Below are 13,914 nucleotides of genomic sequence, written 5' to 3'. Positions count from 1 at the left end.
TACAGTGGGAAGAATTATCGCAATAGCCAACCAGAAAGGTGGTGTCGGTAAAACGACGACTTGTATCAATTTAGCCGCTTCAATGGCAGCAACCAAAAGAAAAGTTTTAGTCGTTGACTTGGATCCTCAAGGTAACGCTACAATGTCTAGTGGTATTGATAAATATCAAGTAGATTCAACAGCCTATGACCTTCTAGTAGAAGATGTACCATTTGAGGAAGTGGTATGTAAAAACACTAGTGGAGGTTACCATCTTATCGCAGCCAATGGTGACGTGACCGCTGCTGAAATAAAACTGATGGAAGTGTTTGCTCGTGAAGTGAGACTTAAAAACGCGTTGGCTTTGGTTCGTGATAACTATGATTTCATCTTTATAGATTGTCCCCCTGCGCTAAACCTACTTACAATCAACGCTATGGCAGCGGCTGATTCTGTTTTGGTTCCGATGCAGTGTGAATATTTCGCACTTGAAGGTTTAACCGCTTTAATGGATACCATCAGCAAGTTGGCTGCAGTAGTAAATGACAATTTGAAAATTGAAGGTCTGCTACGAACAATGTTTGATCCGCGTAACCGTTTATCAAATGAAGTATCAGACCAGCTCAAGAAGCACTTTGGCGATAAGGTATATAGAACCGTTATTCCTCGAAATGTACGATTAGCAGAAGCACCAAGTCATGGTCGTCCCGCGATGTATTATGATAAGCATTCTGCAGGTGCAAAAGCCTATTTAGCACTAGCTGGAGAAATACTTCGTCGCGAAGAAGTTCCAGCATAATAGATAAAAAGAAGGGAATTACGTAAATGTCTAAACGTGGTTTAGGGATGGGCTTAGATGCCTTATTAGCTACCAGTTCTCTTGCTAGAGAAAAAGAAAAAACAGCGTCCAGTAGCCAATCTATTTCAGTTGATGGCGAGTTGGCTGATATTTCAATTACTAATCTTAAGCCTGGTATCTACCAGCCTCGTAAAGATATCTCTTTAGAGGCTCTAGAAGAGCTGTCTGCATCAATCGAGTCACAAGGTATCATTCAGCCTATAGTGGTTCGTCAGGTTGAAGGAGACTCTTACGAGATTATTGCTGGTGAAAGACGTTGGAGAGCAGCCAAACGTGTTGGCCTTAAGCAAGTACCTTGCATAGTTAAAAATGTAGCAGACAATGCGGCTATTGCTATGGCGTTAATAGAAAATATTCAACGCGAAGATCTGAATGCTATAGAAGAAGCACAAGCGTTGGAGCGGTTGCAAGACGAGTTTGAGCTAACACACCAGCAAGTTGCGGATGTGATAGGGAAATCTCGTACAACAGTAACTAATTTACTGAGACTAAATCAGCTTGAAGAGTCAGTAAAAAAATTAGTTGAGAAAAAGTATCTAGATATGGGCCATGCTCGAGCTCTATTAGTTTTAGATACAGAAAGTCAGGGCGATGCTGCAAAGGTTATAGCTGATAAAAAAATGACCGTGCGTCATGCTGAGCAGTATGTTAAAAAATTATTAGCACCAAAAGTAGAAGGTGAAACGAAAAAAGATACAGAAGCTCTAGATATATCAGAGCGGCTTAGTCAGCGTATCGGCTCAGCTGTATCTTTAACTCGTAGTCCAAATGGAAAATCTAAGATGACGATTACATTTGACAAACCTCACAAATTGGAGCAATTGATTAAATTATTAGATAGCAATCAATAGCTATTGAATGATTTTGTTATTTGTTACAAGTTTTATTGCGAAAGTTGTAGGTTTGTAAACAAATTTGTTATTTAATGCAGCGTTTTTATTGCAAATATACGTGTCAAACGTATAATTTTCGCGGCTTTTCCAAGCTCACTAATAAGAGTTTATTTGGAATTAGAATTAAGGTATGAATACATGGTAGCTAGGCTAGTTCAACCAGGACGGACGCTTGCAAAGCGTCTGTTATTGATTCAATCTAGCGTGGTTACATTTGTGGCAGCAGGGATGGCTTTGGTCGTAAATGTTGAATGGGGATTGTCTGCGTTAATAGGTGGCGGCATATTTGTGCTTGCTAATGCTGTTTTCGCTTTTTTTGCTTTTATGTTTAGTGGGGCGCGTGCTGCGAAAGCTGTGACGGCTTCTTTCTATACTGGTGAAGCATTAAAAATTCTCATTACGGTTATTCTCTTCTCTGCAGCTTACATGTATATGCAGGTGGAACTTGTTCCCCTGAAACTAACCTATTTGTTGGCACTAGGAATAAATATATTCTTGCCAGCGCTATTCATTAACAAAAAAATAGGATGAGTTATGGCTGCGCCAGGTGAAGCGCTAACAGCGTCCGGATATATTGATCACCATTTGACTAACCTGTCACTTGCTAAGATTTCTGAGCATTTCGATTTAGGTTGGCAAATAACGGAGACCAGTTTCTGGAACGTTAATATCGATAGCCTGTTTTTTTCTGTGTTTACTGGGTTAATATTCCTCGGAATATTTCGTTCAGTAGCAAAGAAAGCAACAGTAGGTGTACCGGGTAAGTTACAATGTGCAGTGGAAATGGTTGTGGAATTTGTCGCGGATAACGTCAAAGAAACATTCCATGGACGCAATCCATTGATAGCTCCCTTAGCACTGACTATCTTTTGTTGGGTATTACTAATGAATATCATGGATTTAATTCCAATTGATTTCTTACCGTATCCAGCAGAGCATTGGCTAGGTATCCCTTACTTGAAAGTGGTTCCTTCTGCTGATGTTAATATCACTATGGCTATGGCACTAGGTGTTTTCTTCTTGATGATTTATTACAGCATTAAGGTTAAAGGTCTAGGTGGCTTTGCGAAAGAATTGGCTTTACATCCATTCAATCATCCAGTGATGATACCGTTTAACTTACTATTAGAAGTTGTTTCGCTACTTGCAAAACCTCTTTCTCTTGGTATGCGTTTGTTCGGTAACATGTTTGCTGGTGAGGTTGTATTCATTCTTATCGCGGCTATGCTTCCGTGGTGGTTACAATGGTTAGGTGCTCTTCCATGGGCAATTTTCCATATTTTGATTATTTTGATTCAAGCATTTGTATTCATGATGTTGACTATCGTTTATTTATCGATGGCACATGAAGACTCGGATCACTAAATTAATTTTACAAAGCTTTTTAGGCACATATAAGCCAACAACTATAAATTGGAGATAGTAATGGAAACTTTACTGAGCTTTTCAGCAATCGCCGTAGGTCTGATCGTCGGTCTTGCTTCTCTTGGTACAGCGATTGGTTTCGCAATTCTAGGTGGTAAATTCCTTGAAGGTGCTGCGCGCCAACCAGAGATGGCTCCTATGCTACAAGTTAAGATGTTTATCATCGCGGGTCTACTTGATGCGGTTCCAATGATTGGTATCGTAATAGCACTACTATTCACATTCGCTAACCCATTTGTTGGTCAACTAGGTTAATCAACAGAGCAAAGTAAACACTTTGTGGTTGATTAGCATTTTTTCGTTGGTGAACAAAATAGAGGGGTAGCTGTTGTGAATATGAACGCAACTCTGCTAGGTCAAGCAATAGCATTTGCACTGTTTGTGTGGTTCTGTATGAAGTACGTATGGCCACCAATTATCGAAGCTATTGAAGAGCGTCAGAAAAATATTGCTGACGGTCTGTCTGCTGCGGAAAGAGCAGCAAAAGACTTGAATCTAGCTCAAGCCAACGCTTCTGAGCAACTTAAAGAAGCGAAGCGCACAGCAACTGAGGTCATTGATTCAGCGAATAAACGTAAAGCTCAAATTATTGATGAAGCACGCGAGGAAGCTCAGGCAGAACGCCAGAAAATCCTTACGCAAGCGGAAGCAGAACTTGAAGCAGAACGTAATCGTGCGAAAGATGATCTGCGCAAACAAGTTGCTACTCTGGCTTTAGCTGGTGCAGAGAAGATCCTAGAGCGCTCTATAGATAAAGATGCGCACAAAGATATTCTTGATAACATTACTGCGAAACTTTAAAGCGAGGGGTGCACATGTCTGAATTGACAACAATAGCACGCCCTTACGCTAAAGCAGCGTTTGACTTTGCGGCAGAAAAAGGAGCACTAGACCAGTGGGGTCAAATGCTTACTTTTGCAGCCGAAGTTACAAATAATAAGGATATTGTGGAGCTACTTAGTGGTTCTGTAACTGCAGATAAACTCTCAGAAATCTTTATTGCCGTTTGTGGCGAACAGTTTGATGAATTTGGCCAAAATCTTATTAAGGTTATGGCTGAAAATGGCCGATTAATGGCTTTTCCTGAAGTCCGAGATGAGTTTTTAGCTCTTAAAAAAGAGTATGAGAAAGAGATAGATGTTGACGTAATATCAGCAACAGAACTTTCTGATAAACAAATTACAGATATCAGCAGCAAACTTGAACTGCGTTTTGAACGCAAAGTTAACCTGAATTGTAGTGTAGATGAGACCCTACTTGGTGGGGTTGTAATTCGAGCCGGAGACTTAGTCATCGATAACTCAACTCGCGGTCAATTAGGCCGTCTGAGCGATGCATTGCAGTCTTGATGGGGATTGGAGCATGCAACTTAATTCCACAGAAATAAGCGATCTAATCAAACAACGTATCGAATCTTTCGAAGTTGTTAGTGAAGCTCGTAATGAAGGTACTATCGTATCGGTAAGCGATGGTATTATTCGCATTCACGGTCTAGCAGACGTGATGCAAGGTGAAATGATTGAACTACCGAGTGGTCGATATGCACTAGCACTTAACCTTGAGCGTGACTCGGTTGGTGCGGTTGTTATGGGACCATATGCTGACCTACAGGAAGGCATGAAAGTTACTGGTACTGGTCGTATTCTTGAAGTACCTGTTGGCCCTGAAATGCTTGGTCGTGTGGTAAACACGCTAGGTGAGCCTATTGATGGTAAAGGTCCAATTGACGCGAAATTATCTTCTCCTATTGAAGTAATTGCGCCAGGTGTAATCGACCGTAAATCGGTTGACCAGCCTGTACAGACTGGTTATAAGTCCGTCGATTCCATGATCCCTATCGGTCGTGGTCAGCGTGAACTTATCATCGGTGACCGTCAGACTGGTAAAACAGCGATGGCTATTGATGCCATCATTAACCAAAGAGATTCTGGTATTTACTCTATCTATGTAGCGATTGGTCAGAAAGCTTCGACTATTGCTAACGTAGTACGCAAATTAGAAGAGCATGGCGCATTGGCTAATACCATTGTTGTTGTTGCATCAGCTTCTGAATCTGCAGCGCTTCAATATCTAGCGCCGTATGCAGGTTGTGCGATGGGTGAGTACTTCCGTGACCGCGGTGAAGATGCACTAATTGTTTATGATGATTTATCTAAGCAAGCGGTAGCTTATCGTCAGATCTCTCTACTACTTAAACGTCCACCAGGCCGTGAGGCTTACCCAGGTGACGTATTCTACCTCCACTCCCGTCTACTTGAGCGTGCTGCTCGTGTAAGCGAAGAGTATGTAGAACGTTTCACTAACGGTGAAGTGAAAGGCAAGACAGGTTCTTTAACTGCGCTTCCTATCATTGAAACTCAAGCAGGTGACGTATCAGCATTCGTACCAACTAACGTAATCTCGATTACAGATGGTCAGATTTTCCTACAAACTGAACTGTTCAGTGCAGGTGTTCGTCCTGCTGTTGATCCAGGTATCTCAGTATCTCGTGTAGGTGGTTCTGCTCAAACGAAAATTATCAAGAAGCTATCTGGTGGTATCCGTACCGCACTAGCTCAGTATCGTGAACTAGCCGCGTTTGCTCAGTTCTCATCTGATCTTGATGAAGCGACAAAACGACAATTAGACCATGGTCAAAAAGTAACAGAACTGATGAAGCAGAAACAATATGCTCCTATGTCTGTGTTTGATCAGGCTCTTGTTATCTTTGCTGCAGAGCGTGGATATCTAGAAGACATCGAGCTAAACAAGCTTGCTGATTTTGAAGATGCGCTACTTTCGTTTGCTCGTAGCCAGTTTACCGATTTTGTAAAAGAGATCGATGCGACGGGTGCATACAACGATGATATCGAAGCACAGCTTAAAAAGCTTGTTGATGATTTCATAGCAACCCAGACCTGGTAATTGATAATAGGTAGGTGGCCTTTGGTCACCAATACTAAAATTATCTAAAGAGAGAGTAATACGATGGCCGGCGCAAAAGAAATTCGTACTAAGATCGGGAGTGTTAAAAGCACTCAAAAGATCACGAAAGCGATGGAAATGGTAGCAGCTTCAAAAATGCGTCGTTCTCAAGACGCAATGGGAGCTTCTCGTCCATATGCTGAAACAATGCGTAAAGTGATCGGTCATTTGGCTAACGGTAATCTAGAGTATAAACATCCATATCTAGAAGAACGTGAAGCCAAACGTGTTGGTTACATCATTATTTCAACTGACCGCGGTTTGTGTGGTGGCTTGAACATTAACTTGTTTAAAAAAGCCATGGTAGACATGCAAGAGTGGAAAGAGAAAAATGCTGATATTGACTTAGCCATTATCGGTTCAAAAGCAACGGCATTTTTTAACAACAGTGGCGCTAAAGTAGCCGCTCAAGTATCTGGACTTGGTGATAACCCAAGCCTAGAAGATTTGATCGGTTCGGTTGGCGTTATGTTGAAGAAGTATGATGAAGGCGAGTTGGATCGCTTATACGTAGTATTTAACAAGTTTGTAAATACTATGGTTCAGGAACCAACGATCGATCAATTGTTACCTTTGCCTAAATCGGATAGCGAAGATATGAAACGCACTCACTCATGGGATTATATCTATGAGCCTGAGCCAAAACCGTTACTAGATGCACTATTGCTTCGCTATGTCGAATCTCAAGTGTATCAAGGTGTGGTTGAGAACCTTGCTTGTGAGCAAGCGGCTCGAATGATTGCGATGAAAGCAGCTACAGATAATGCGAGTGACCTGATTGAAGATCTAGAACTTGTGTATAACAAAGCCCGTCAATCGGCTATTACACAAGAACTGTCTGAAATTGTATCGGGTGCAGCAGCGGTTTAAGCTTAGGTAAAACTAATTAGTTAGAGGATTAACGATGGCTACAGGTAAGATCGTACAGATCATCGGTGCGGTAGTCGACGTAGAGTTCCCACAGGGTGAAGTACCTCGTGTATATGATGCTCTGAATGTTATTGAAGCGAAAGAACGTCTTGTTCTTGAAGTTCAACAACAGCTAGGCGGTGGCGTTATTCGCGCAATCGTTATGGGCAGCTCTGATGGTTTACGTCGTGGATTAGTAGTAGAGAACACTGGCGCTCCAATCACTGTACCAGTAGGTACAAAAACTCTTGGCCGTATCATGAACGTTTTAGGTGATGCGATTGATGAGTGCGGTGAAATTGGTGCAGAAGAACACTATGCTATTCACCGTGAAGCACCAAGTTATGAAGAACAGTCCAACGTGTCTGAACTTCTAGAGACTGGCGTAAAAGTAATTGACTTGATTTGTCCATTCGCGAAGGGTGGTAAAATTGGTCTATTTGGTGGTGCAGGTGTAGGTAAGACCGTTAACATGATGGAACTTATCAACAACATCGCACTACAGCACTCTGGTCTGTCAGTATTTGCGGGTGTAGGTGAACGTACTCGTGAAGGTAACGATTTCTATTTTGAGATGCAGGAAGCAGGCGTTGTAAACGTTGAAAAACCTGAAGAATCTAAAGTAGCAATGGTTTATGGACAAATGAACGAGCCACCAGGAAACCGTTTACGCGTAGCGTTAACTGGTCTAACGATGGCAGAGCGTTTCCGTGACGAAGGTCGTGACGTTCTACTGTTCATTGATAACATCTACCGTTATACCCTCGCGGGTACAGAGGTTTCGGCTTTATTAGGTCGTATGCCATCTGCGGTAGGTTATCAGCCAACACTAGCTGAAGAAATGGGTGTTCTACAAGAACGTATCACATCAACTAAAGCCGGTTCTATCACGTCTGTACAGGCGGTATATGTACCAGCGGATGACTTGACTGACCCATCTCCAGCAACCACATTTGCCCACTTGGATGCAACGGTAGTACTTAGCCGTAACATCGCAGCTATGGGCCTATACCCTGCAATCGATCCACTGGATTCGTCTTCTCGACAACTCGATCCTTTGGTAGTAGGCCAAGAACACTACGACGTAGCTCGTGGAGTTCAGTCTACACTTCAGCGCTATAAAGAACTGAAAGATATCATTGCTATTTTGGGTATGGATGAGCTATCTGAAGAAGATAAGCTTGTGGTATCACGTGCACGTAAGATAGAGCGTTTCCTAACTCAGCCTTACCACGTAGCGGAAGTATTTACTGGTGACCCTGGTATCTACGTATCTCTTAAAGAGACTTTACGTGGATTCAAAGGTCTTCTTGCTGGTGAGTACGATGACATTCCTGAGCAAGCGTTTATGTACTGCGGTGTAATAGACGATGCTATTGAGAATGCTAAGAAGCTATAAGGCTAAATAGGAGGCTATATGGCAGCAATGACCTTACACCTTGACGTGGTTAGCGCCGAGAAGGAAATTTTCTCTGGGCTAGTAGAAACGTTTCAGGTGACCGGGAGCGAAGGTGAACTTGGTATTTTCCATGGTCATACTCCGCTACTGACCGCTATTAAGCCTGGTATGGTGCGTATAGTTAAGCAACACGGCCATGAAGAAATTATTTATGTTTCTGGTGGTATAGTTGAAGTTCAGCCGGGTACAGCTACTGTACTGGCTGATACGGCAATTCGTGGTGATGAACTAGATGCAGCGAAGGCAGAAGAAGCTAAACGCCAAGCTGAGGAGAAAATCCAAAATCAGCATGGCGATATGAACTTCGCTCAAGCGGCTAGTGAACTGGCTAAAGCTATTGCTCAGCTTCGCGTTATCGAGCTGACAAAAAACAGACGCTAATCGACTTATCTTTGATATAAGTAACTTAGTGTATTGCTACAAAGGCGGCCAATTGGTCGCCTTTTTGCTTTTTAAAGCATCGAATATATTTAACACTGTTCTAGTAAACGGTTAGAATTGAAACTTCAAAAATAAAAACAAGGCTATTCTTATGAGCTTCAGCGCGGTGATCCTAGCAGCGGGTAAAGGTACTCGCATGTATTCTAATATTCCTAAGGTGTTACACACCTTAGCGGGAAAACCAATGGTCAAACATGTCATCGATACTTGTAATGATCTAGGTGCCCAAAATATTCACCTTGTATACGGTCATGGTGGTGATCTTATGCAAAAAGCTTTATCTACAGAGCCTGTGAATTGGGTGCTCCAAGCTGAGCAATTAGGAACTGGACACGCTGTCGATCAAGCATCTGATAAGTTTGACGATAATGAAAAAGTGTTAGTGCTGTATGGAGATGTTCCTCTCATTTCATCAGAAACGTTAGAAAGCCTTATAGACGCACAACCTATTGGTGGAATCGCATTACTTACCGTCGTTTTGGATAATCCAACTGGATACGGTCGTATTGTGCGTAAAAATGGCCCTGTAGTTGCTATCGTTGAACAAAAAGACGCGACAGAAGAACAAAAACTGATCACAGAAATTAATACAGGGGTGATGGTTGCGACTGGCGGAGATCTCAAACGTTGGCTTTCCGGTCTCAATAATCAGAATGCTCAGGGAGAGTATTACCTTACAGATGTTATCGCCGCTGCACACAACGAAGGAAGAGCAATTGAAGCCGTCCATCCTGTTAGTGCTATTGAAGTTGAAGGGGTGAACAATCGCGTTCAATTGGCGCGTATTGAGCGAGCTTATCAAGCTATACAAGCTGAGAAACTCTTAGAGCAAGGGGTTATGCTTCGTGACCCATCTCGTTTTGATTTGCGCGGTAAAATTCAGTGTGGTTTGGATGTTGAAATAGATGCTAACGTTATAATCGAAGGCAGCGTTAGTTTAGGTAACAATGTGACTATAGGTGCTGGATGTATTCTGAAAGATTGCGAAATAGACGATAACTCGCTTGTACGCCCTTATAGCGTGATTGAAGGGGCAACAGTAGGGGAAATGTGTACCGTTGGCCCATTTACTCGTCTACGTCCCGGAGCAGACCTTAGAAACGATGCTCACGTAGGAAATTTTGTTGAAGTTAAAAATGGTGTCATTGGAGAAGGTTCTAAAGCAAATCACCTTACTTATATTGGTGACACAGTTATTGGTCAGCGTTCAAATATAGGTGCTGGAACGATTACTTGTAACTATGATGGTGCGAACAAGTTTAAGACTATTATCGGTGATGATGTGTTTGTGGGCTCTGATACGCAGCTCGTTGCCCCTGTAACCGTTGGTAGTGGTGCAACTATTGGAGCTGGGACAACCGTTACAAAAGATGTTCCTGAAGGAGCTCTCGTTATTACTCGAGCGAAAGAGCGCCGAGTGGAAGGTTGGCAGCGTCCTGTTAAGAAAAAATAACAATGGGTTTTCGTGTAAAAATACGACCTCATTAAGGTTCGTTTCATTGAACCGTTATTGAGTTTAATGGGTATAAAAAGAAATAATGGGCTGAATAGCCCATTATTTTTTGGATTAGCGAAGCTATTTTTAAGACAAAAAGAACTTATAAGCGGGATTATCCGACTCATCAATATAAGGATAGTCGAGTTCATGAAGATGGGCTGTAAACCTTGGTATATCAGACTCTTCTAGTTCAAATCCACATAATACTCGACCGTAGTCGGCACCTTGGTTTCGGTAGTTGAACATGCTTATATTCCAGTGTGTTCCAAGGGTGCTTAAGAATTTAAGCAATGCACCAGGATATTCTGGAAACTCAAAGCTGAATAACTTTTCTTTGAGTACTTTTGAAGGTTTGCCCCCAATCATATATCGAATATGCAGTTTTGCCATTTCGTTATCAGAGAGATCGATAACGGGGTAACCACCTTCTTTCAGATCAAAAATAATACTTTCTAATTCGTCTTGACCATTTTGCAAACGTACACCAACAAAGATATTCGCTAAGCTCGCATCGCTATATCTATAGTTAAATTCGGTGACCGCTCTTCCTCCGATGATCTGGCAAAATTTAAAGAATGCACCAGGCTCTTCTGGAATAGTAACAGCCAGTAACCCTTCTCGTTTTTCACCAAGTTCACATCGCTCTGAAACATAGCGTAAGCCATGAAAATTAGTATTCGCACCAGAAAGAACAGTGCCAAGTTGTTTGTCTGTCAGTTCATGTTGCTCCGCAAATTTTTTCAACCCAGCTAGAGCAAGCGCACCTGAAGGTTCCGCAATGGCCCGAGTATCTTCAAAAATATCTTTTACTGCCGCACATATTTCATCGCTAGATACAGCAACATGACCATCAAGATACTCATTGCAAAGCCTAAATGTCTCATCACCAATACGTTTTACCGCTACACCATCAGCAAACATATTTATCTGATCAAGAATGACGGGTTTGCCAGCATCCAAGGCCGCTTTTAGGCAAGAGGACTCTTCTGGTTCAACTGCAATGATTTTGATTTCAGGCATGAGTTGTTTAACCAGAACCGCGACACCAGCAGCAAGACCACCACCACCGACAGGAACAAAAATATAATCTAAATGCCCATTTTGTTGCAGCATTTCCATACCAATAGTACCTTGGCCAGCGATGACTAATGGGTGATCGAAAGGAGGGACAAAGGTATAGTTATTGAGCTCGGCTAATCTTTCTGCTTCCGCTTTCGCTTCATCAAAATTGCTGCCATGTAGCACGACTTCTCCACCAAAACCTTTAACGGCTTCGACTTTGATATCTGGTGTTGTTTTAGGCATGACAATAATAGCTTTCACACCCAGTTTTTTACCAGAAAGCGCAATACCTTGAGCATGGTTACCAGCAGAAGCAGCAATAACGCCCGCTTTTTTTGATCTTCCGATAGGCTTGAAACCATATTGTAAGCACCACGTAGTTTAAACGAATGGACTGGTTGCCTGTCTTCTCGTTTAATCTGTACTTGGTTGCCAATACGTTCTGATAGCCTTGGCATATCTTGCAGTAAAGTCACGGTTGCCACGTCGTATACGGGTGCTCTAAGGATGTGGCGCAGATATTCTGCGCCAGTCCTAGGAAGAGTCTCTAACGGATGTTCAGCCATTAAATTTAGTCTTCCAACATTGATTTATCACGTACCGCACCTTTATCTGCACTAGTGGCCATACTTGCGTACGCTTTCAGTGCAAAAGAGACTTCACGAACACGATTGGCTGGTTTCCAGCCAAGTTTATCTTGTTCTGTTCTACGAGAGGCAATTTCATCTTCAGGCACATCTAAGGTAATTGAGCGAGCAGGGATGTCGATATCGATGATATCTCCAGCTTTAACGAGTCCAATTATGCCACCGTTGGCCGCTTCTGGAGATGCGTGACCAATAGATAGACCAGATGTACCACCAGAGAATCGACCATCAGTTAGAAGTGCGCACTCTTTGCCTAAGCCCATAGATTTCAGGTAAGTGGTTGGGTATAGCATTTCTTGCATACCTGGGCCACCCTTAGGGCCTTCGTATCGAATGATAACAACATCACCAGCCTTCACCTTTCCACCAAGAATACCTTCTACAGCATCTTCTTGGCTTTCAAATACAACGGCAGGCCCTTTGAATTTATGGTTCTCTTCATCAACACCAGCGGTTTTAACTATACAGCCATCAAGCGCGATATTACCTTTTAGTACGGCTAACCCACCTTCTTGGCTAAAGGCATTTTCTTTAGTGCGAATACAACCATCTTTACGGTCATCATCGACGCTATCCCAACGACAATCTTGAGAGAAGGCTTCAGTCGTACGAATGCCCGCAGGGCCAGCACGGAAGAACGATTTTATCTCTTCTGAATCCGTTTGCATAATGTCGTATTGGGCTAACTGATCTTGCATTGTTAAACCAAGAACTGTTTTAGTTTGATTGTTGATTAATCCAACACGGTCAAGCTCACCTAGAATAGCCATCACGCCACCGGCACGGTGTACGTCTTCCATATGATATTTTTGAGTAGAAGGTGCCACTTTACAAAGATGAGGGACACGACGTGACATACGGTCGATATCATCCATATCGAAATCAACTTCACCTTCTTGAGCAGAAGCTAACAGGTGAAGAACAGTATTTGTGGAACCACCCATAGCAATATCAAGCGCCATCGCATTTTCAAACGCTTCTTTGGTTGCAATATTACGAGGAAGTGCTGATTCGTCACCATGTTCATAGTAACGCTTAGTTAGCTCTACAACACGGCGTCCAGCACTTAGAAATAACGCTTTACGGTCTGCATGTGTTGCAAGTAAAGAGCCATTACCTGGCTGGCTTAAGCCTAGAGCTTCAGTTAAACAGTTCATTGAGTTAGCGGTGAACATGCCAGAGCATGAACCACAGGTTGGGCATGCACTGCGTTCTATTTGTTCACTTTGTTCATCCGATACGGATGGATCTGCACCTTGAATCATGGCGTCAACAAGGTCTAGCTTGATGATTTGATCAGAAAGTTTGGTTTTACCTGCTTCCATTGGGCCGCCGGATACGAAAATAACTGGAATGTTTAGGCGTAGTGCTGCCATCATCATCCCTGGAGTTATTTTGTCGCAGTTAGAAATACAAACCATCGCATCAGCGCAGTGAGCATTAACCATATACTCAACAGAATCGGCAATCAGTTCTCTTGAAGGTAGAGAATAGAGCATACCGCCGTGACCCATTGCAATACCATCGTCAACGGCAATTGTGTTGAACTCTTTTGCAATACCACCCGCTTCTTCAATTTCTCTTGCGACTAGTTGACCCATGTCTTTTAGGTGAACATGACCAGGTACAAATTGTGTGAATGAGTTTACAACCGCGATAATTGGTTTGCCAAAATCTTCATCTTTCACGCCAGTTGCACGCCATAAAGCGCGAGCTCCAGCCATATTGCGTCCATGTGTTGTTGTGGCGCTACGATATTTTTTAGGTGTAGACATTTT

Annotated in this window: 13 protein-coding genes and 1 pseudogene; 12 read left to right on the top strand and 2 right to left on the bottom strand. The window is 42.6% G+C overall.

Annotated elements, in window-relative coordinates; translation table 11 throughout:
- Positions 1–4 precede the first annotated feature (4 nt).
- The 12 genes from PGX00_RS02115 (at position 5) to glmU (ending at position 10,382) form a co-directional block, all read left to right on the top strand.
- The gene (locus PGX00_RS02115; RefSeq protein ID WP_272132493.1) at positions 5–778 is read left to right on the top strand and encodes a ParA family protein; all 774 of its coding nucleotides are present in this window, start codon (positions 5–7) and stop codon (positions 776–778) included.
- A gap of 26 nt (positions 779–804) precedes the next feature.
- Positions 805–1,689 (top strand): ParB/RepB/Spo0J family partition protein, encoded by an 885-nt coding sequence (locus PGX00_RS02110; RefSeq protein WP_272132490.1) that lies wholly within the window; start codon positions 805–807, stop codon positions 1,687–1,689.
- Positions 1,690–1,869: 180 nt separating this feature from the next.
- On the top strand, positions 1,870–2,262 hold the full coding sequence (locus tag PGX00_RS02105; RefSeq protein ID WP_272137891.1) for a F0F1 ATP synthase subunit I: 393 nt from the start codon (positions 1,870–1,872) through the stop codon (positions 2,260–2,262).
- 3 nt (positions 2,263–2,265) lie between these two features.
- Positions 2,266–3,096: a F0F1 ATP synthase subunit A gene (gene atpB, locus PGX00_RS02100; RefSeq protein WP_272132488.1), complete on the top strand. Its 831-nt coding sequence runs from the start codon at positions 2,266–2,268 to the stop codon at positions 3,094–3,096.
- Positions 3,097–3,156: 60 nt separating this feature from the next.
- A complete protein-coding gene (gene atpE / locus PGX00_RS02095) occupies positions 3,157–3,411 on the top strand; it encodes a F0F1 ATP synthase subunit C (RefSeq protein ID WP_244358802.1) in 255 nt (84 codons plus the stop codon).
- A gap of 75 nt (positions 3,412–3,486) precedes the next feature.
- Entirely contained in the window at positions 3,487–3,957 is a 471-nt protein-coding gene (gene atpF / locus PGX00_RS02090; RefSeq protein ID WP_272132484.1) for a F0F1 ATP synthase subunit B, read from the top strand.
- 14 nt (positions 3,958–3,971) lie between these two features.
- Positions 3,972–4,505 (top strand): F0F1 ATP synthase subunit delta, encoded by a 534-nt coding sequence (atpH, locus tag PGX00_RS02085; protein ID WP_272132482.1) that lies wholly within the window; start codon positions 3,972–3,974, stop codon positions 4,503–4,505.
- Positions 4,506–4,518: 13 nt separating this feature from the next.
- On the top strand, positions 4,519–6,060 hold the full coding sequence (atpA, locus tag PGX00_RS02080; RefSeq protein WP_272132480.1) for a F0F1 ATP synthase subunit alpha: 1,542 nt from the start codon (positions 4,519–4,521) through the stop codon (positions 6,058–6,060).
- A 63-nt stretch (positions 6,061–6,123) separates the two neighbouring features.
- Entirely contained in the window at positions 6,124–6,990 is an 867-nt protein-coding gene (gene atpG, locus PGX00_RS02075) for a F0F1 ATP synthase subunit gamma (RefSeq protein ID WP_272132478.1), read from the top strand.
- 34 nt (positions 6,991–7,024) lie between these two features.
- The gene (gene atpD, locus PGX00_RS02070) at positions 7,025–8,428 is read left to right on the top strand and encodes a F0F1 ATP synthase subunit beta (protein WP_272132476.1); all 1,404 of its coding nucleotides are present in this window, start codon (positions 7,025–7,027) and stop codon (positions 8,426–8,428) included.
- A gap of 18 nt (positions 8,429–8,446) precedes the next feature.
- The gene (locus PGX00_RS02065) at positions 8,447–8,869 is read left to right on the top strand and encodes a F0F1 ATP synthase subunit epsilon (protein ID WP_195704730.1); all 423 of its coding nucleotides are present in this window, start codon (positions 8,447–8,449) and stop codon (positions 8,867–8,869) included.
- Positions 8,870–9,020: 151 nt separating this feature from the next.
- Positions 9,021–10,382, top strand: coding sequence for a bifunctional UDP-N-acetylglucosamine diphosphorylase/glucosamine-1-phosphate N-acetyltransferase GlmU (glmU, locus tag PGX00_RS02060; protein ID WP_272132474.1), 1,362 nt, complete (start codon positions 9,021–9,023; stop codon positions 10,380–10,382).
- A 129-nt stretch (positions 10,383–10,511) separates the two neighbouring features.
- On the opposite strand, the pseudogene ilvA reads toward glmU, so the two are convergent.
- A pseudogene (gene ilvA, locus PGX00_RS02055) lies at positions 10,512–12,055 on the bottom strand (threonine ammonia-lyase, biosynthetic).
- A gap of 5 nt (positions 12,056–12,060) precedes the next feature.
- Positions 12,061–13,911, bottom strand: coding sequence for a dihydroxy-acid dehydratase (gene ilvD / locus PGX00_RS02050; protein WP_272132472.1), 1,851 nt, complete (start codon positions 13,909–13,911; stop codon positions 12,061–12,063).
- Positions 13,912–13,914 lie beyond the last annotated feature (3 nt).

The sequence above is a fragment of the Vibrio algarum genome, assembly GCF_028204155.1.
Lineage (GTDB): Bacteria > Pseudomonadota > Gammaproteobacteria > Enterobacterales > Vibrionaceae > Vibrio > Vibrio algarum.
This window is presented reverse-complemented; position numbering and strand designations above follow the sequence as displayed.

Coding starts and splice junctions, on each gene's coding strand:
- PGX00_RS02110 (WP_272132490.1), top strand. CDS start 805: ATGTCTAAACGTGGTTTAGGGATGGGCTTAGATGCCTTATTAGCTACC.
- PGX00_RS02105 (WP_272137891.1), top strand. CDS start 1,870: ATGGTAGCTAGGCTAGTTCAACCAGGACGGACGCTTGCAAAGCGTCTG.
- atpB (WP_272132488.1), top strand. CDS start 2,266: ATGGCTGCGCCAGGTGAAGCGCTAACAGCGTCCGGATATATTGATCAC.
- atpE (WP_244358802.1), top strand. CDS start 3,157: ATGGAAACTTTACTGAGCTTTTCAGCAATCGCCGTAGGTCTGATCGTC.
- atpH (WP_272132482.1), top strand. CDS start 3,972: ATGTCTGAATTGACAACAATAGCACGCCCTTACGCTAAAGCAGCGTTT.
- atpA (WP_272132480.1), top strand. CDS start 4,519: ATGCAACTTAATTCCACAGAAATAAGCGATCTAATCAAACAACGTATC.
- atpG (WP_272132478.1), top strand. CDS start 6,124: ATGGCCGGCGCAAAAGAAATTCGTACTAAGATCGGGAGTGTTAAAAGC.
- atpD (WP_272132476.1), top strand. CDS start 7,025: ATGGCTACAGGTAAGATCGTACAGATCATCGGTGCGGTAGTCGACGTA.
- PGX00_RS02065 (WP_195704730.1), top strand. CDS start 8,447: ATGGCAGCAATGACCTTACACCTTGACGTGGTTAGCGCCGAGAAGGAA.
- glmU (WP_272132474.1), top strand. CDS start 9,021: ATGAGCTTCAGCGCGGTGATCCTAGCAGCGGGTAAAGGTACTCGCATG.
- ilvD (WP_272132472.1), bottom strand. CDS start 13,911: ATGTCTACACCTAAAAAATATCGTAGCGCCACAACAACACATGGACGC.